The organism is Chitinophaga arvensicola (assembly GCF_900110835.1).
Lineage (GTDB): Bacteria > Bacteroidota > Bacteroidia > Chitinophagales > Chitinophagaceae > Chitinophaga > Chitinophaga arvensicola.
Map to the genome: position 1 here is coordinate 3,292,701 of NZ_FOJG01000001.1, position 19,525 is coordinate 3,312,225.

Genomic DNA, 19,525 nt, shown 5'->3' on the forward strand with positions numbered 1-19,525 from the left:
CATATTATTATGACCATGAGTATTATCGGGGAGCGACCTCCCTAGCTGGCATTGCCATGCCCTCCACGTACTGATACAGAAATTCACTTTATTGAATCTCAACCTGAATCCACTCCGGTTATGAAAAAAACAACTACACAAACTGCGTTTTTACTACCGCATCCTGCACGAAAATTGTTGAGAATGTTCAAATTCACCAGCGTGCTGCTGCTCCTTTTTTTCCAGGCATCCGCAGCAGGATACTCGCAAAATACCCTTTCCGTTTCCTTTGTGAATGCGGACATGGAAAAAGTATTCCGTTATCTCGAAAGGAAATCGGGCTACACTTTTTACTACAGCAACACGGCCATCGAGAAACTTCCCAAACTGAGCCTCACTATGGAAAAGGCCGGTATACGGGATATCCTCGATGAAGTATCCCATCGCACCGGGCTGCACTACGCGATCCTTGACAATAATATGATCGTAGTCCGCGAAACTGCCGCACAACTCCAGGTGAAAAAAATTACAGGCCGCGTGCTCGATGAAAAAGGTCTTCCTTTACCCAATATTACCGTACAGGTAAAAGGTACCACCACCGGCGCTTTAACATCGGTAGATGGTCAGTTTACCCTCCAGGTGCCGGACAATGCCATCCTCGTGGTATCTGCCATCGGCTTCCTGAAACAGGAAATACCTGTAGGCAACCAAACCAGCTTTACCATCACCCTTAAGGAAGATGTGGCCGGGTTAAATGAAGTAGTGGTAGTGGGATACGGCACCCAGGAAAAACATAAACTCACCAGCGCCGTGGCCACCATTTCTGGTGCAGACCTGAACAAACGGATTGCTACCAATCCCGCTACGCTGCTCCAGGGCCAGTTGCCCGGACTGCAGGTAACACAAGGTTCCGGTGAACCCGGCAACGAAAATGTGCAGCTGCGCATCCGTGGTATCAGTACTTTCAGCGGTGCAGGCAATGATCCGCTGGTGATCATAGACGGACTGCCCGGTAACATGAGCATCTTAAATCCCAACGACATCGAATCCGTGTCTGTATTGAAAGATGCGGCGTCTGCAGCCATCTACGGCTCCAGGGGCGCCAATGGTGTAATTGTGGTGAAAACAAAGAAAGGAAAGGGCGGTGCTTTTTCACTGACCTATAATTATAACCTGGGTATTTCCAAAGCAGCCAAACTGCCCGATGTGATTTCGAATTCAGCAGAATACATGCAACTGTCTAACGAAGCCAGGGCAAATTCCGGCCTGGCGCCCATCTACACCCAGCAACAGATTGATCTCTACCAGAACGCCACCGATCGCGTAAAATATCCCAATCACAACTGGCTCGATGATATTTTCCGTACCGCCTATACGCAGAATCATTACCTGAATATGAGTGGTGGAAAAGAAAATACAACGTATAGCCTCGGTTTGGGTATCAGTACCCAGCCCGGCGTGATGATCGGTTTCGATTATAAAAAATATACCCTCGACCTGGGACTCAGTTCCAAAGTAAACAAAAGAGTGACCATCGGTACCAATGTACAGATGCGCTATGCCGACCGGAAATATCCTGAAAACGGCGCCGGTGATATGTTCCTCTCCGCACTTGCACAATCGCCGCTCTATCCCGCTTCCAGCGATGGAAAGTGGATCAAGAAAGCTTATTCCAATGAACTGGGTAATAAAAACCCGGTAGCCATTGTGGATGAAGATGTAAGAGTGAGAACGAACGACTACTACGCACAGGGCAACCTCTCCCTCGATGTAGACATCATAGACGGATTGAGATGGGAGAACAGGGCCGGTATGAACTATGATAATTATAAATACAATGATTTCAGACCCGTAGTGCCCACTTATTATTTCAGCGATATGAGCCCTGCCGGCTTGCTCGATGATGGCACACCGGGGCTTACCGTGGGCAACCAGGGTAGTATTTATACTGTTTACTACAGCCAGTTTACCTACAAGAAAAAATTTGGCGAACATAATCTTTCCGCCCTCGCCGGTTTTCAACAGGAACAGGCAAAGGCCGATACCTTAAATGCCAGTCGTACCCAGTTCCCCACCAATGTGCTCCGGGAACTGAATGCCGGTCCTACAGAAGGACAAGCCAATAACGGTACTTCCGGCCAGTGGGCCATCCGCTCTTTTTATGGTAATGTGAATTATGATTTTGCAGATAAATACCTGTTTGGTGCCAGCTTAAGATACGATGGTACTTCCAGGCTGCCTTCAGACACGCGCTGGGGCCTCTTCTATTCATTCTCCGGCGCCTGGAGAATGTCGGCCGAATCATTTATGAAGGACGTGTCCTGGATCAACGACCTGAAATTACGTGCCTCCTGGGGACAACTGGGTAATCAGAACATCGGTACTTATCCTTACCAGTCTACGCTGGATAACAGACCTTACGCCTTCGGATCTTCTGTATCCACCGGCTTCACAGGTAGTACCCTTGTAGATGCAGGCCTTACATGGGAAACCACGCGGGTACTGGATTTCGGTATCAATCTCACCGCCTTTAATAATAAACTCACTTTCACGGGCGACTGGTTCAATAAATACACTTTTGATATCCTGCGCAACTCACAGGTACCCATATGGCTGGGACTTACCGCGCCCATTATCAACGATGGCGCTGTGAGAAACAAAGGCGTGGAATTCAATGTGCAGTACAACGACCGTATCGGTAAAAACTTTACCTGGTATGTAGGCGCCAACTTCCAGCGTTATAAAAATGTGCTGGAACAATTCGGCAAACGGGAGATCAGCGGTACCACCATCCGCGAAGAAGGGCATTCGCTCGATGAATACTACCTCTATGTCTGGGATGGTATTTTCCAGAGCGCCGATGAAATTGCCAAATCTCCCAAACAACCGGTGGCAGCCACTCCCGGTGATCTGAAAATAAAAGATGTGAACAACGACGGCGTGATCGACGACAAAGACCGCACCTATGTAAATGGTAAATACCCTTCTTTTCAATACGCATTCAACCTTGGTGCTTCCTGGAAAAACTTTGACCTGAGCGCACAGCTGTATGCTTCACAAGGACAAAAAATTTATGTGAACGGATGGGGTATTGAACCATTCAGACAGGGATCCATTCCTACTACCGACTGGCGCAACCGCTGGACGCCGGAGCATCCCAGCACCACCATGCCGAAGATCTACGTGGCAGATGGCTATCAGCCGGTACAGAACTACGCATCTACCTATTTCCTGAAAGATGCGTCTTTCCTGCGACTGAGAAATGTGCAACTGGGCTATTCACTGCCCACCAGCACTATCTCCAGGATCGGTATGAAATCGCTCCGGGTGTATTTCACCGCAGATAATGTATTTACCATCAGCAAATTTCCCGGACTGGATCCTGAACGTGTAGGCGACGGTAACTACGTGACCTATCCGCAAACAAGAACGTTCACTTTCGGAGCGATGGTTCAATTTTAATTCCACCTGTTAAATGATTCAGCTATGAAAAAGTATCAGCAATATATCATTTTGATCCTGTGCGCCGGGATGATCATCACCAGTGGATGTAAGAAAGTGCTGGATGTAAACCCACCGGATAAACTGGCTTCTTCGTTTTTCTGGAAAACACCGGACGATGCGGACAAGGCTTTAACCGGTTTGTACAATTATTTGTATGCCAGTGGCAATGGCTATGCCACTTCCCAGTTCACCGTTTTCGCCTGGGATAATTTCACAGACGATTCCTACGGACAATATAATTATGGCGGTGGCCTGAATGCCCTCTCTTCGGGGATTACGCCGCAATCCGGCGATTTTGTGAGCGCCTATTACAACAACAGCTACCAGGCCATTGCTGCCGCCAACTCCTTCCTGGCTAATGTAGATAAGGTATTGAGCGGGGACAAAGCCACCCAGTATAAAGGCGAAGCTTACTTTATGCGGGCGTTTTACTATTTCTGGCTGGCACAGTTATATGGAAATGTAGTGATCGTTACAGAAGATCCTTTCACCATCGATTATAAAAGCACGCGCGCCAAATCAGACCGGGCAGATGTACTGAAACTGGTGCTGTCGGACCTGGATGCGGCTATTGCCGCCTTGCCGGACAATGCGTATACCGATGGCCATGCGGTGAAATCCACTGCCCAGGGCTATAAAGTGCGCGTGTTACTTTTCCAGAAGAAGTATGCCGAAGCAGCAGCGCTGGCCAACCAGATTATTACCGCGAATAAGTATAGCCTGAACGGCAACTATGCCGGCAACTTCTACAAACCGGATCAGAACAACAGCAAGGAAATTATGTTTTCCGTAAAATACCTGCGTCCGAATGTGCTGCACCAGGATGTAGCAATTGCCGTGAGCCTGCAACGCTGGAAAGGAGAACAGGGTACCCAGGACCTGATCAATGAATATGAAGCAGCAGATGGTAAGGATACCGCATCTTCTGCCGTATATGTGCCTGGCAAACCGTTTGAAAACAGGGATCCAAGGATGCGGCAGACCTTCTTTTTCCCGGGAGATACAAAAGCCCAGGGCTGGCCGTTTACCGGGGCGTTGGCCATAGCCACTCCCGGCAAGGATAGCTGGACCACCGGTTATTATGCCGTAAAGAAATGGCTGGATCCAACCCTGGTAGATCCGGACTATGGCGCCATCGATGACAATGATTTTGTATTACTTCGTTATGCGGATATCCTGCTGATGTATGCAGAAGCACAGAATGAAGCTGCGGGCCCGGATGCCTCCGTATATGCCGCTGTTAAGGCCGTGAGAAACCGTAGCAATATGCCGGAGCTGCCCGCAGGATTATCAAAAACGGATATGCAAAGCCGTATCCGTCATGAAAGACGTGTGGAGTTCGCATTGGAAGGGCAGCGTTATTTCGACCTGCGGAGATGGGGAGTTGCCGTACAAAAACTGAATGGCTTCGTATCCAATCCGCTGCAGCCTGCTATTAAAACAAAGTACCAGGCCAATTATGAATTCTGGCCTATTCCACAAACAGAGATAGACCGGAATGCACCGGATCTGTTGCAGAACCCCGGTTATTAAATCAATGATCGTAAAAGCGGCTCCGTGATCACGGAGCCGCTTTTTTTTGCTATAAAATCCGGGAGTTATGTTGTATTATTAATAGATCAATGAAACCCAAATATTCCCGTTATGAACACACGTCGTGATTTTCTGCAAAAGATGGCCGCCTCCGCTATGGTATTGCCCCTGATGCCCCTGGCCGGCTGGGCAAAAGACCTGGACCGGTATGATGGACCTGTATTAAGAGTAGCCCTCATGGGACTGGGTGGATATGCCAATCGCGTGGCCGATGCCATGCAGGCCTGTACCAAAGCAAAACTGGTGGGCGTAATCAGTGGCACCCCGGCAAAGATCAAAGACTGGCAAAGCCGGTTTTCTATCCCGGATAAGAACTGTTACAACTACGACAACTTCGACCAGATAAAAAATAACAAAGATATTGATGTGGTATATGTTACCACGCCCAATGCCCTGCACCACGACCAGGTAATCCGGGCTGCTGCGGCTGGTAAACATGTGATCTGCGAAAAGCCGATGGCCGTTAATGCGAAGGAGGGCCAGGAAATGATTGATGCCTGCAAAAAAGCAAAGGTAAAGTTACTGGTAGGCTATCGCATGCACTTCGAACCCAAAACACTGGAGATTATCCGGATGCGGAAAAACGGCGACTTTGGAAAAATCATGTTCTTCCAGGGCCAATGCGGTTTCACGATCGGCGATCCTACCCAATGGCGGCTCAATAAACAACTGGCCGGTGGTGGCGCCATGATGGATATCGGTATTTACGCCATTAACGGTGCACGTTATATGACTGGTGAAGAACCGGTATGGGTAACAGCGCAGGAAACCAAAACAGACCCGGTAAAGTTCAAAGAAGGCGTAGATGAAACCATCCAGTTTCAATTTGGCTTCCCCAGCGGCGCCGTAGCCTCCTGTCTCTCTACTTATAATATGAATAACCTCGACCGCTTTTTCCTGGACGGTCAGAAAGGTTTCGCCTCCTTACAGCCTTCTACCGGTTATGGTCCGATCCGTGGCTATACGAACAAAGGAGAATTAACACAACCACATGTAACGCACCAGACCGTACAGATGGACGAGATGGCAGGTATCATTTTAGAAGGCAAACAACCCATCATCCCGGTAGATGGAGAAGAGGCATTAAAAGACCTGAAGATCATCGATGCGATCTACCTCGCAGTGAAAACAGGGCAGAAAGTAGCCCTTCAACCCGTTTAAGCAGAAGCGATCTGCCGAGGAAATATCCCGCGTGATAGTTAAAAACGGCAGGGTCATCTATTAGTGATCCTGCGGCAGCAATACGTATCTGATCAATTCGTTTCTTTATGGTTAAAATCATCAGCTATGAAAAAACGATTACTATCAGTATTGCTGCTGATCTGTTTTGTTACCGCAGCAAGTGCGCAAGGACTGCATTATGGTATCAAGGCAGACCTCAACATGTTTAAACTGGATGGGGAAGGCATTAAATCAAACTACACGCTGGGAGGCAGATTAGGGGTTTACGGAAGTTATGATTTTTCAAAGAAGTGGGGACTGCAACCGGAGTTACTGTTTTCACAGGCATCTCCAAAGCGTGACGATAATTTCAGTGCCAAATATATCAATACTGCCAATGCTACCGCGAATCAGAGTGTTAAATTAACGTATCTCACGCTGCCGGTATTATTACGTTATAACGTCAATCATTTACTCACTATCAACGCAGGACCACAATACAGTTATCTTATTTACGCTAACGAAAACCTGCTGAACTATAACCGCAACGCTTTTAAGCGGGGTGACCTGGGAGTGGCTGCAGGCGCTACTTTCAACTTTGATATACTGCATGTATATGCACGCTATGTGCTTGGCCTCACAGATGTGAATGATATCGACGACCGATACCAGTGGAAAACACAACAGGCACAGGTTGGTATCGGCATCGATATTAAATAACTATGCTTTGGCCGTTGTTACGGTATCGTATATACGTTGCAGCTGGTGTATATGCCGTTGTGTATGAATTGTGATAAAGGATATCCATTCGAAGCGGGTAAAAGGTCCGAATCCGGGCACTTCGAAACTGGTACATTCTTCTGTAAGATCTAGTGTGCCGGCGGCATTGGTCAGTTTATGCCAGATAGCGGTGGTGTTTTTCAGGACCGCCTCTCTGGGATGATATCCTTCGTCGGGGCGAATCTGTTCCGGTGAAGTCATTTTGATATCAAAGTTGAGGAACAACGATTTTACAGCGGGTACTTTTTCGCCGGGTTCCCGTTCGGTGGCTTGCACCGGGCCATACAAGAGGCTACAGTCGCCGGCCTTGCAGATATGATCGGCTACCTGCGCGGCTGTCCAGCTGCCTTCAAAAGGGATGGTATTGAGTTGTTCATCACTGAACGAAGTGAGTAGTTGTTGCAGGGTATCGCCGGTGGCGTTTACTTCCTGTAAAAGGGCTTGTCTCATGGCTTTGCTGTTTTTACAAACTTAAGCCGATGCATTGGTTAGCACAGGGGGGGAACCGGACAATTAAGCGGTTAAAAAAGACAACTACATGAAAGTGGCAACAGGTATCCTGCTGCCACTTTTATTTTTCGGGAGATTAGCTTAAAAATGGATAGTCCGTATAACCGGCTTCGCCAGGACTGAATAAAGTGGTAAAATCCAGTTCATTGAGGGTCCCGTTAACGGCTATACGCTGATCAAAGTCGGGATTGGCCAGGTAAGGTTTGCCAAAGGCCACGAGATCGGCGATGCCATTGTCCAGCGTGGTGAGCGCTGTTTCCGGTGTAAGCCCGTTACATACAATGATGGTGCCTGTATAAGCATTGCGGATCGCCTGCAATGCTTCCGGTGTAATAAATTCATTCATGGAAAGATGAATGTAGGCGATGCCTGCTTTTTCCATTTCCTGCGCCAGGTAGGTGTAGGTAGCCTGTGCTTCTGCCTTATCGTATGGCGCCAGGTCGTTGGAACTTCCGAATGGAGAGAAACGGATACCTACTTTTTCTTTGCCGATGGCTGCTACTGATTGTTGTACGATGTCTACAATGATCTTTGCGCGTTTTTCAAAACTGCCGCCGTAGGCATCGGTGCGGTTGTTCACTACGGGGTGCAGGAACTGTTCCAGCAGGTAACCGTGTGCGCCATGCAGTTCCACTCCGTCAAATCCTGCGGCTATTGCATTTTGTGCCGCTTTTACGTGACCCGCAATAACTTTTTCCACGCCTTCTGTTGTTAATGCCACCGGAGTGGAGTAGGGCTGCATACCGTTATTGTCGGTATGTATGTTACCGGCTGCGGGAATATCGGAAACGCCGATAATCTGGAGGCCATTTGGCACGTTATCGTTGTGTCCTACACGGCCGGTATGCATCAGTTGCAGGAAGATGCGGCCATTGTTGGCGTGTACGGCTTCCGTTACTTTTTTCCAGCCTTCTACCTGCTCAGGAGAATAAATGCCTGGTATACGTGAATATCCCAGTCCTTCGGGTAACGGTGAGGTACCTTCCGCCACAATGAGTCCGGCCCCGCTGCGTTGCGCGTAATATTTGGCCATGATGTCATTGGGAATATTATTGATGGCCCGGCTGCGGGTCATGGGAGCCATAACGATGTGGTTCTTTAGTGTAGTGCCATTCTTTTGAAATGGTGTGAGTAGTCTGTTCATTGCTTCAGCTTTAAATGCTGGAACAAAATTGAGATACTTAGAGGACTTAAAATAGTCATTCAGGCCATAAAAACAGTCCTATCCGGCGAGTGTGTATTTCTTTGGTTTGAGTCCATGATGCCGTTCAAATAACCGGCTGAAATGACTGAGATTGGAGAAGCCCAGCTGGTAGCCGGTTTCGGAAACACTAAGGCCGCCCTGGCGGAGTAAGCGCGCGGCTTCTGTCATCCGTGCAGCCTGGTAATAGTTATAGATACTATCTCCGAATACCTGTTTAAACAGGCCTTTCATTTTTGTTTCGCTCATGCCCACCAGTGTGGCGAGGTTTTCGAGATGAGGCGGCTGACTGAGGTCTGTGAGGATGGCGGCACGTACTTTCAGGATCCTGTCGGCGTCGGTGTTATGTACTTTGTTATGCTGTGCACATTCCCGGTGTACCAGTTTAGAAAACAGCAGGTGAATTATTTCGCGGACCTTATTCTGACAGTACAGGCGTACCAGGAAATCTTTCCGGTTATTGCTACCGGTCAGCTCTACAAACACGCGCTGCATATCCGGTGTCATGCTTTCATAAAACAGGAAAGAAGAGAGCGGCTTTCTGATCACATCCACCAGCGCATTGGGCCTGTCCATATGTAGCAAGCTGTTTAACACAATGGAGCTGACCCCGATTACCATAAAGTAAATATCGGTATGAGCGGGGAAGAAGGTTTCGGTATCTATATCGGTAGAGGCAATTTGTACAGCGGAATCATTGTTTTTCGAGAAGGAGATGTCGCCTTGCCCGGTAGACATCCATTTACCGGGTGTTTCGTTGCTGTTTAGAATAATGGTGATGAGATCCTGTGGCACCGCAGGAGCTTTGCGCCGGAGCACAAAGTCCTGGTGAAGCCGGTAGCGGTGAACGATCCCTTTGAAATCATCTCCCAGTTCTATTCTCCGGATACTTCCCTCACCGAGGGAAGCCGGAATTTTCAGACTGTTATTGTGTACAGGTACACCAATCTGCCTGCCGAAGCTGGTCAGGAAATCGAAAGAAGGTTCCGCTATAAATTCAAATACCATATCCTTTAAGAGGCTATTTTCTTTTCTGCTGATGCTACTGTTTGCGCAATGAGGGTAGCGATGGTCATGGGGCCTACGCCACCTGGTACAGGTGTATATGCGGCTGCGCGGTCTTTCAATGGTCCCAGTTCAATATCGCCGATACCACCGGTATGATAACCGGCATCTACCACTACGGCGTTGTCTTTGATCCATTCTGCCTTTATGAATTCAGGTTTACCTACGGCGCCTACAATAATATCCGCCTGTTTGATCAGTTCGGGTAAGTTGCTGGTGCGGGAGTGGCAGATGGTGACTGTGGCATTCTCGTTCAGCAGCATCATGGCTACGGGCTTGCCGAGAATAGGGCTGCGGCCTACCACTACAGCGTGTTTGCCTGCAATGGGTAATTTATAATGTTTCAGCAGCTCCATGATACCTGCAGGAGTGGCGCTGCCATAGGCAGGTTCATTCATCGACATACGGCCGAAACCCAGGCAGGTTACACCGTCCACATCTTTATCGATCGCAATTTTATCAAAACAGGCCCTTTCGTCGATCTGGTGAGGCACCGGGTGCTGCAACAGGATACCACAGATACGGTCGTCGTTATTCAGTTTGTCGATGGCGGCCAGCAATTCTTCCGTAGTGGTTTCTTCCGGCAGATGTACTTTTACGGAGGTCATGCCCACGCGCTCACAGGCGTTGCCTTTCATTTTCACATATACTTCAGAAGAGGGGTCGTTCCCTACCAGGATAGTGGCCAGTACCGGTACCACGCCTGTTTTTTCGATAATTCGTGCCACCCTGATCTTTAAATCTGCTTCCATTTGTTTGGATAAAGCTTTTCCGTCGAGTAGTAATGCTGTTGCTGTCATATGCAGGTGTTTTATACGGTCCGTTGAAGGGGGCAAAGATAGGAAGCCTCCGTGAAATTCATTGAATTCGGGTGCCTGTTATTATTACGGGAGATGAAAATGCCCTGTGCCAGCGCCGCTGTGCGCATTTCCAGGAGGCAGGTTAATTTTTCAGGTCTTTCGGAAGCAGGCCGAATTTTTTCCGGAAGGCGGCGGTGAAATGTTGCGGGTATCTGTAGCCTATCCTGTCGGCTACTTCATTTACCATCATTTTTTCTTCCAGCAACAATCTTTTTGCTTCGTTCATCCGCAGTTCAGCGATATATCCAAACACGGTGGTATGAAACAGCGCTTTGAAACCGTTCTTCAGTTTCAGTTGATTGATGCCGGCGGTACGGGCCAGTGCGGTAATAGAAAGGGACTGGTTGTAATGCCGGGAGATATAATCTTTGATGCTGTGTAGCCGCGCTACATCATCTGCAGCGAGGCGGCTGTTTATCCTGTTGGCCGGTTGGTCCAGTTGCCATACCTGCGACAGGAACAGTTCTGTGGCTTTGGTTTCCAGGTAGGCTGCCTTCAATGTACCGGTGAAAGGGGCATGTTGCAGGTCGTGGATGATCGCGTACATGCCTGGCAGCATCCGGGCAGTAAACTCCGGCGACGGAATATTCACCTGTTCGTTTTGCTGAAAACGGTCCATGAATCTGCTTTCTGTGGTAAAGAGCTGCATAAAGAAATCTTCCGGCACCAGCAGTTCAAAAAAGGAACGGGTTTTATGACGGGTAGCAGGCACCTGGAGTTGATACGCTTCCGGGGCTTCCCGGTATATGACAAACTCTTTTTCCCGGATGGCATGGGTGCTGGCAGCGCCGGCATCCTGCAGGCGGAAATGCGAAACAATGGCCTTTTTGTCCGGATGAAAAGAAAGTTCCCGGGCAGCAGGATTTTCATAGCTGCCCCAGCGCAGCTCCAGGTGATTAAACGTCATTTCCTGCAGCCGTAGCTGAAAGCCGGAAGGGGCCTGTAAGGTGAATTGTTTTTCAGTGACGGCCGTATTACGGACGCTGTTTTCCTGACATCTGCCGTTCATAATACTTCTTTTTGCGTTGATAAGAGTTCCGCTGGCGTTAACTGCCGCAGCAGGCGGGTGGTAACTTTGGGTTACTAAATTAAATCATTAAAATGGAAAACAAACGTTACGTCACCGTATTCGGCGCCACCGGGAAAATAGGAACGGCCTTACTGCATTATTTATCACAGGCGGAGGTACCTGTCATTGCGGTAACCCGCGATAGTGCGAAAGCATTTCCGCTGCCATTTATCACCTGGAAAACGGCTGACATGGGAACGCTGTCCTCCCTGCCTGCAACGATGGAAAACAGCAGCGCGGTGTTCCTGGTGTCAGGGATGAGTATCAACTTTATAGCAGAACAGGGAAATGTGATCACTGCTGCAAAAGCGGCTGGTGTAAATCATATCGTGAAACTGTCTTCGGCTTCCGCAGGGAAAAGTTCTCCGCCGCATATAGTGGAATCCGCCATCGGCAGCTCGCATAAGGCCGTGGAAGACCTGCTCAGGGCTTCCGGGGTTGACTGGACCATCCTGCAGCCTACCGGCTTTATGCAGAACTGGCTGGGTGAGTTTGCACAAAAGATCAAAGACGAACGTCGTATTTACGAAGCTACCGGCGATGGTAAACGGGCGTATATAGATCTGCGTGATATTGCCGCAGTGGCCTTTACCGTATTGCAGGAGCCCGCGAAACATGCCGGACAAACCTACATCCTTACCGGTGATGAAGCGCTTAATTACTGGCAGGTGGCTACTCTTATCAGTAATGTATTGCAGGAGGAGGTGACCTATGTGCCCCTTACCATCGCAGCGGCAAAGGAACGAATGGAGCAAAAAGGAATGCCGGCATGGGCGGTGCAAACTTTTCTTGCCTATGCGGAGGTGCAGCGTAACGGCGATGCTGCCTATGTGAGCGGCGATGTAGCAGCAGTATTGCAGCAACCTGCCCGTACGGCGGCCGGATTTTTTGAAGAGTATGCAAAGTGGTTTAAGTAAAGCTACGGCGCCATGACAGGTAAAAATAAAATGTTTATTTTTACCTGTCATGGAAGACTGGCAGGAAAAACAGAAGGGAATACCGGATATCATCCGCGAAATTCACGGGATCTTCGGAGAGGATTTTTTCGACTTCACCGATTTCTGGGATGGAGATAACATCGCGATCGGTATTAAACGGAAAGACACCCTGGTTTATATCTCCGGATGGGGCGAAGAAGGAAACTATACTTACTACCTCGAAATTGAGCGGATAGATCCTCTTACCTGTATGCCGCTTGAAGTGATGGAGCGGGTGAATAAACTGCCCCCGGAAGCCATCATTAAGCATATCCTTGCCTTTGTAACGCAGCACCCGATTCCCTGAATGCTGATGCCTCCCAAAAATAATTTCCCCGGTGCTAGGATCCTTAAATAAAAAATGATAGTTTCCATATCAGTAATTGCTTAAACGTATAAGCATTCCGCGATAGTCAGTAGCAGACCACCCAAAACTGATTCCACATGAAAAAGAACAATAACCGGCGTTTTTTCCTGAAAAACATGGCAGTAGCCTGTTTGGGCGCCACCGCCTTACCCGCAGTATCACTCGCAGGAGCACCAGATGCGTCATTAACGCCCGAACCGGGGGAATTGTCGGCAGATGCAGTACAAAACGCCGCGCTGAAAGGCCGCAGCTTCAATGATGCATACACCGGGATTTACAACAACCGCATCGCCTTTCCCATAGGTGGCATTGGCGCCGGCATGTTTTGCCTGGAAGGAACCGGCGCTGTATCACATCTCTCTATACGTCACAATCCCGAAATATTTTACGAACCCGCCATGTTTGGCGCCATCAACATTAAAAGTATGCCCGGCCATGCCCGCGTGCTGGAAGGCAGCGTACCCGACTGGAAAAAGTTCGGACAGCGCGATGCCGGACTGGGAGGCACCGGCGGCGCCACCTGGGGACTGCCACGCTTTAAAGACGCCGTTTTTACAGCCCGTTTTCCTTTTGCAGATATTCACTTAAAAGATCCTGCCTGGCCTTTACAGGTGCAGTTAAAAGGCTGGAGTCCTTTTATTCCCGGCGATGAAGATCATGCCAGTATGCCATTCGGCGCTATCGAATATCATTTTACCAATACCAGTCCTCACGAAGAAGAATATGTATTTTCCTATCATGCCCGCAACTTCATGAAGCAGGCGGATACGGGTCATACGGTGAAGCCTATACGACAAGGGTTTGTGTTATCGCAGGCAGCCATGCCGGATGCCCCTGAGAAAAAAGGGGACTTCGCTGTGTTTACGGAGGAACCGGCTACTATTACCGACCATTGCTGGTTCCGGGGAGGCTGGTTTGATCCGTTAACGATGGTGTGGAATACCGTAAAAGCAGGTGACACCCGTAACAGCGCGCCGGTAGACAATGATGCACCGGGTGGTTCCTTATATGTCCCTTTCCGGCTGGCGCCCGGTGGCAAAAAGGTAATCCGTCTGCTGATGGCCTGGTACGTACCGGATTCGAAATTACGTATAGGCGACGACGCGAGTGGCAACACATCTGCTGCAAAATATTACCAACCCTGGTACAGCAGCAGGTTTAAGAACATAGCGGAAACAGCCGCTTACTGGCTGGCCCATTATGATGAATTGCAACGGCAAACATCTCTCTTTACCCATACCTTTTACAACAGCAGCCTGCCACCGGAAGTACTGGAAGCAGTAGCGGCAAATCTCACCATCCTGAAATCCGCTACCGTGATGCGGCAATACGATGGCCGCTTCTGGTGCTGGGAAGGTTCGGGCGATAACTGGGGCAGTTGTCATGGTACCTGTACGCACGTATGGAATTATGCGCAGGCAGTGCCGCACCTGTTCCCCGCACTGGAACGGAGCCTGCGGCATACAGAGTTTCACGAAAACCAGAACGCGGAAGGACACCAGGGATTCCGGGCAAATATTCCCATTTCTCCTCTGGTGCATAATTTTCACTCCGCAGCTGACGGGCAGTTGGGCGGCATTATGAAAGTGTACCGCGACTGGCGCATCAGTGGTGACAACCACTGGCTGAAACAAATGTTTCCGCTGGTAAAAACCAGTATGGATTATTGCATCCGTACCTGGGATCCGAAAAGAAAAGGTATCGTGGAAGAACCACATCATAACACCTATGACATTGAGTTCTGGGGCCCTACGAGTATGTGCACCAGTTTTTATCTTGGTGCACTCACGGCTTTTACCGCTATGGGTAAACATCTTGGTGAGAATGTATCTTCCTATACTTCCCTTTATCAGCAAGGAAAACAATACCTGGAAACACAGCTCTATAACGGGGAGTATTTTATCCAGCAAATAAAATGGACCGGTTTAGCAGCACCGGATCCGGTAAAAGCGCAGTCGTTTAATACGCAATATGCGCCGGAAGCACTGGCACTGCTGAAAGAGGAAGGACCCAAATATCAATATGGCGCCGGATGCCTGTCGGACGGTATTCTCGGCTCCTGGATAGCCAGGGTATGTGGTTTGCCTGAACCGGTAGATGCTGCGAAAACAAAAAAACATTTACTGTCAGTACATAAGTATAATCTCAGGCATGATCTGCGCGAACATGAAAATCCGCAGCGCTCTACTTATGCGTTAGGCGGAGAAGGCGGCCTGTTGCTTTGTTCCTGGCCCAAAGGAGGGATGTTGTCGTTGCCGTTTGTGTATAGCAATGAAGTGTGGACGGGCATCGAATACCAGGTGGCTTCCCACCTGATGCTCCAGGGCGAAGTGGCAAAGGGACTGGAAATTGTACGCATCTGCCGGGAGCGTTATAACGGTACGGTGCGTAATCCGTTCAATGAATATGAATGCGGCCATTGGTATGCCCGTGCTTTATCGAGCTATGGCCTGTTGCAGGGACTTACTGGTGTTCGTTATGATGCGGTGGAACAAATAATTTACATCGATTCAAAGGTGGGCGATTTCACCAGTTTCATCGCCACTGATAAAGGCTTTGGAACGGTGAGCTGGAAAAAAGGCGTACCTGCTTTAACGGTAGTACAGGGAAGTATTCCGGCGAAACGCGCAGTAGTAGCAGGAAAAGAAGTGTCTCTGCTCACCGCATGAAGCAGAGACACCCGGTATTTATAAACGACAGGTCTGCACATCGTTGATCAGCTGACCGATATGATCGATACTGATTTCCACGCGATCATTGTCCTGTAAGGTAAAGTCGTTGCCGGGTACCAGGCAGGTACCGGTCATCAGGAAACAACCTTCCGGAAAGGCACATCCCCGGTATAAGAAACTTACCAGTTCTTCGTGACTGCGCTTCATCTGGCTGATGGGCACATTATCGGTATACTGCAACTGGTTGTTGCGGTAAATAGACATGTGTATGAGAGTATCCGGAGGTATGGGTGCATCCGGTACCATGAGACAGGGACCTAGTCCGGCACATTTCTCATAAACTTTTGCCTGGGGCAGATACAATGGATTTTCTCCTTCTATGCTCCGGGAGCTCATGTCGTTGCCGATCGTATAACCTTCGATGGTGCCATGACTGCTGATAAACAGGGTCAGTTCCGGTTCGGGTACATCCCAGGAAGAATCCTGGCGGATGTATACCGTTTGCCGGTGACCGGAAACGCGGTGTGGCGTAGCTTTGAAGAATAATTCCGGGCGTTCTGCCACATACACTTTATCATAGAAAGTAGCGCCGCCGGAGATCTCGGATTCTTCCATACGGGCCGTGCGGCTCCTGTAGTAGGTAACGCCCGCCGCCCATACTTCCTGTGATCCGATAGGCGGCATCAGTTCTTCTGCCAGCAGTATATCGGCGGTGGTTTTGTCTATGGGCGATAATCCTTTCAGATCGTTCAGTACCTGCTGGTACAATCCTTCCCGGTTTACAAAATCGTTCCAGCTGGCCGCAATAGTATAGTATTCATCCCGGTGTGCAATGAGCAGGATACGGGTGGTTTTATAAATACGAATGATGTCCATTTGACAATTATTTGTTGGTAAGGAAATGTTGTACGTCTTCCAGCGGCAGCTGCCACAGCTGCATCGCGAGGGTAGCCAGTGCTTTGCGGTCGCCTTCAAAATGCATGGTTACCTGGCGGTATTGCAGCGATTCGCCTGGTTTGAGTGGCCGTGCATCTGAAGATGATTCTACTTCATAGAATGGTCCCATTTGCGTGCCATCGGCCAGTGGGCCATCGTTGTAACAGTTCACCGCATCGCCTTTAAACGGTTCTTTCTGTATTTCCCATTTGGAGTTCACATAGCGGCCGGTGGGTACTACTTCATAGAGGAGTACGGTGAGCGTATTATTTTCCAGGTCGATGCTACCCGCGCCTTTACGCGCTACGAGTGGAGAGAGGCCCAGTTTTCCGCGCGACTTCCCATCTGCACGGAATAACAGCAGGCTGTCTTTTACCTGTAAATTTTGAGGCGGAATTTTACCAAAGTAATCATCGGTGATATGTTGCCTGGCATCAGGTCCGGGCTGGAAGGGTGCTACGATGGCGGTTTGATCTGATGGTTTGAACATGCCCAGCAACCAGATGCTCAGTAATCCATTTTGTTCCTGCCAGGCGCTGTCGCCTTTATTGGTGACGGTGTTGTCTGTTTCGTAGGCCACTGCGCTGATACCGGCTGGTAATGCGATTCCTAAACGGGTACTGATATTCCCGTTGTTCAACAGGCGGATGGTTCTGCTGATCTGTAATTGAAACGTGCTGCCATTATAATTCTGCAGGGCGCCTGTTTGTTCGTAGGTAATTGTATTATCTGATTGTGCTGTAACGGCATAATGCGCGGTGTCTATCAGACCGGGCGTTTGCCAGTTGGCGAAGTCGAAGGTTTTACCGGCAGGAAAAAACAACGCATACTGACCGCCTTCAGGACCCAGCCAGAAGCGTTCTTCGCCGCCAAAGGCATTGATATGCGGTGCATACTTTTGGGAGGACACTAATGGATAATTGATCCATCCAAAGCTTTTACCTTTGTCGCCGCCGGTGGTGCTGGTCATCACGCGGGCCTGGTAGTCGCCCGTGACCACCAGCCGGCTGCTGTCGTCATTGTTTTTCAAGACGACCACATTTTTCAGATGCTGTTGCAGAAAAGCAACGTCTTCGCCAAAGTTGACAGGCTTCATGGGTGATGATTCTTTTGTGGTGTGGCCGTTATTGCAGGCAAAGAGTCCTGCTGCAAGGCAACTGTAGAGAAGGAAAGATTTCATAACGTTAGCATTAAGCTTGAAATAAAATGAGCAATTACAGCGATACGCCTCTCTTCCAGGGGATAAAATCATCCTGTCCGAGGAGTTGTGCTTTGGTCGTATAGTTTCCACTGGCCGTATCGATCACCATCTCCAGGATGCTATCTGAAATAGCTTCAATAGTGGCGTCGCCACTGATCACCGGTCCGGTATCGAGGTCAATGATATCATGCATTTTGTTTGCGAGTGTACTGTTGGTGGATAGTTTAATGACCGGTGTTACCGGGTTACCGGTAGGCGTTCCGAGGCCGGTGGTAAACAATACCACATTGGCGCCGGCACCTACTTCGGCGGTGGTGGATTCTACATCGCTGCCGGGTGTGCACAGCAATGCCAGCCCCGGGCGTTGCACCCGGCCGGGATAATCTATTACATCGGTCACCGGGGAAGAACCTCCTTTTTTGGCGGCGCCGGCAGATTTGATCGCATCGGTAATGAGTCCATCGCGGATGTTTCCGGCAGAAGGGTTGGAGTCGAAGCCGGAGCCTACTGCTTCTGCTCTGCTGGCATAATCGCGCATCAGTTGTACGTAGCGTGCAGCCATGTCCGTAGTAACACAGCGATCGCTGAGTTCCTGTTCCACGCCGCATAGTTCCGGGAATTCGGAAAGGATCACAGAGCCGCCCAACGCCACTATGATATCGGCTACTTTGCCTACGGCGGGGTTGGCAGAGATACCAGAGAAGCCGTCGGAGCCGCCGCATTCCATACCCAGGCATAATTTGCTGAGTGGGGCAGGTTGCCGTTGAAAGGTGTTGGCATGTGTGAGTCCTTCGAAAGTCTGCTGCAGTGCCTGCGTGATCAATTCCTTTTCAGAGCCGGTCTGTTGTTGTTCCAGACATATCACGGTTCTGTCGAAGCCGGGCACTCTTTTTTCAATTTCTTCTTTCAGGATACTGATCTGTGCGTTCTGGCAACCTAGACTGAGTACAGTGGCGCCGGCTACATTGGGATGCGTGATATAACCTGCCAGCAATCCGCAAAGCGTGCGTGCGTCATCTTTTGTACCGCCGCAACCCATAGTGTGGGTCAGTAGTTTTATACCATCTACATTCGGGAAGGTACGTCCGGGAAGCGGTAGGGTGGCGGTTTTCACGGCAGGGGCGCCCTGTTTGAAATGGCGCAGCATTTGTTGCAGCAAGGCTTCATAGGGAGATGGTTCCTTGTAACCTAGTTCTTTTACCAGCATTTCATGCAGCAGTTGTACATTCCGGTTTTCGCAGAATACCAGCGGAATAATGATCCAGTAGTTGCCGGTGCCTACGCGGCCGTCTTTACGGTGATAGCCCATAAAGGTGCGGTTTTCCCAGGGAGATGTATCCGGTGGTGTCCATCCGGTGTGGCGCTCTCCGCTCACGGCAAACTGACCGGAGGCATGCCGGATATTTTTGGTGGTGATGAGTTCACCAGCGGCGAGATCTTCGTTGGCCAGGCCTACCAGTACGCCATACATGAGGATGGGCCCATCTTTCGCGATAGGTTGGATCACCATTTTATGTTTGGCGGCAATATCGCGTATAGCTGTTACCGTTATATCCCCATCTGATACGGCGGTACCGGCGGTGATGTTTTGCAGCGCTACCCATACGTTGTCGCCGGGATGGATTTTCAGTATCGTTTTTTTCATTGATA

Annotated in this window: 15 protein-coding genes; 7 read left to right on the plus strand and 8 right to left on the minus strand. The window is 49.5% G+C overall.

Translation table 11 applies throughout. The features are described from left to right. Positions 1-120 precede the first annotated feature (120 nt). The 4 genes from BMW79_RS13620 (at position 121) to BMW79_RS13635 (ending at position 6,957) form a co-directional block, all read left to right on the plus strand. Positions 121-3,441 (plus strand): SusC/RagA family TonB-linked outer membrane protein, encoded by a 3,321-nt coding sequence (locus tag BMW79_RS13620; protein ID WP_089895579.1) that lies wholly within the window; start codon positions 121-123, stop codon positions 3,439-3,441. 24 nt (positions 3,442-3,465) lie between these two features. Further along, on the plus strand, positions 3,466-5,016 hold the full coding sequence (locus BMW79_RS13625; protein ID WP_089895581.1) for a RagB/SusD family nutrient uptake outer membrane protein: 1,551 nt from the start codon (positions 3,466-3,468) through the stop codon (positions 5,014-5,016). A gap of 111 nt (positions 5,017-5,127) precedes the next feature. Then, positions 5,128-6,237, plus strand: coding sequence for a Gfo/Idh/MocA family protein (locus tag BMW79_RS13630; RefSeq protein WP_089895583.1), 1,110 nt, complete (start codon positions 5,128-5,130; stop codon positions 6,235-6,237). A gap of 126 nt (positions 6,238-6,363) precedes the next feature. Next, positions 6,364-6,957 carry a porin family protein gene (locus tag BMW79_RS13635; RefSeq protein ID WP_089895585.1) on the plus strand — a complete coding sequence of 198 codons (594 nt, stop codon included), beginning with the start codon at positions 6,364-6,366 and terminating at the stop codon, positions 6,955-6,957. Here BMW79_RS13635 and BMW79_RS13640 read toward each other — a convergent pair whose 3' ends face one another. The 5 genes from BMW79_RS13640 to BMW79_RS13660 all read right to left on the minus strand — a co-directional run bounded on the left by BMW79_RS13640 (position 6,958) and on the right by BMW79_RS13660 (position 11,662). Continuing rightward, entirely contained in the window at positions 6,958-7,467 is a 510-nt protein-coding gene (locus BMW79_RS13640; protein ID WP_089895587.1) for a DinB family protein, read from the minus strand. Between the two features lie 136 nt (positions 7,468-7,603). Further along, positions 7,604-8,671, minus strand: coding sequence for an alkene reductase (locus BMW79_RS13645; protein WP_089895589.1), 1,068 nt, complete (start codon positions 8,669-8,671; stop codon positions 7,604-7,606). A 78-nt stretch (positions 8,672-8,749) separates the two neighbouring features. Beyond that, positions 8,750-9,736, minus strand: coding sequence for a helix-turn-helix transcriptional regulator (locus BMW79_RS13650; RefSeq protein WP_089895591.1), 987 nt, complete (start codon positions 9,734-9,736; stop codon positions 8,750-8,752). Positions 9,737-9,741: 5 nt separating this feature from the next. Then, complete coding sequence (folD, locus tag BMW79_RS13655) at positions 9,742-10,593, minus strand: bifunctional methylenetetrahydrofolate dehydrogenase/methenyltetrahydrofolate cyclohydrolase FolD (protein ID WP_089895593.1); 852 nt, start codon at positions 10,591-10,593, stop codon at positions 9,742-9,744. A gap of 142 nt (positions 10,594-10,735) precedes the next feature. Continuing rightward, positions 10,736-11,662, minus strand: a complete 927-nt coding sequence (locus tag BMW79_RS13660) for a helix-turn-helix transcriptional regulator (RefSeq protein WP_089895594.1) — start codon at positions 11,660-11,662, stop codon at positions 10,736-10,738. Between the two features lie 92 nt (positions 11,663-11,754). On the opposite strand from BMW79_RS13660, the gene BMW79_RS13665 reads away from it, so the two are divergent. The 3 genes from BMW79_RS13665 to BMW79_RS13675 all read left to right on the plus strand — a co-directional run bounded on the left by BMW79_RS13665 (position 11,755) and on the right by BMW79_RS13675 (position 15,735). Continuing rightward, entirely contained in the window at positions 11,755-12,639 is an 885-nt protein-coding gene (locus tag BMW79_RS13665) for an NmrA family NAD(P)-binding protein (protein ID WP_089895596.1), read from the plus strand. Positions 12,640-12,688: 49 nt separating this feature from the next. Next, positions 12,689-13,006 carry a hypothetical protein gene (locus tag BMW79_RS13670; protein ID WP_089895598.1) on the plus strand — a complete coding sequence of 106 codons (318 nt, stop codon included), beginning with the start codon at positions 12,689-12,691 and terminating at the stop codon, positions 13,004-13,006. 137 nt (positions 13,007-13,143) lie between these two features. Further along, positions 13,144-15,735: a GH116 family glycosyl hydrolase gene (locus BMW79_RS13675; protein WP_089895600.1), complete on the plus strand. Its 2,592-nt coding sequence runs from the start codon at positions 13,144-13,146 to the stop codon at positions 15,733-15,735. Between the two features lie 18 nt (positions 15,736-15,753). On the opposite strand, the gene BMW79_RS13680 is transcribed toward BMW79_RS13675, so the two are convergent. Genes BMW79_RS13680 through BMW79_RS13690 form a run of 3 tightly spaced genes read right to left on the minus strand, consistent with a single transcriptional unit; the run spans position 15,754 to position 19,520 of the window. Then, positions 15,754-16,614 (minus strand): fumarylacetoacetate hydrolase family protein, encoded by an 861-nt coding sequence (locus BMW79_RS13680; protein WP_089895602.1) that lies wholly within the window; start codon positions 16,612-16,614, stop codon positions 15,754-15,756. A gap of 7 nt (positions 16,615-16,621) precedes the next feature. Then, positions 16,622-17,854, minus strand: coding sequence for a DUF6786 family protein (locus BMW79_RS13685; protein ID WP_143059150.1), 1,233 nt, complete (start codon positions 17,852-17,854; stop codon positions 16,622-16,624). 34 nt (positions 17,855-17,888) lie between these two features. Further along, on the minus strand, positions 17,889-19,520 hold the full coding sequence (locus tag BMW79_RS13690; RefSeq protein ID WP_089895606.1) for a UxaA family hydrolase: 1,632 nt from the start codon (positions 19,518-19,520) through the stop codon (positions 17,889-17,891). Between the last annotated feature and the right edge of the window lie 5 nt (positions 19,521-19,525).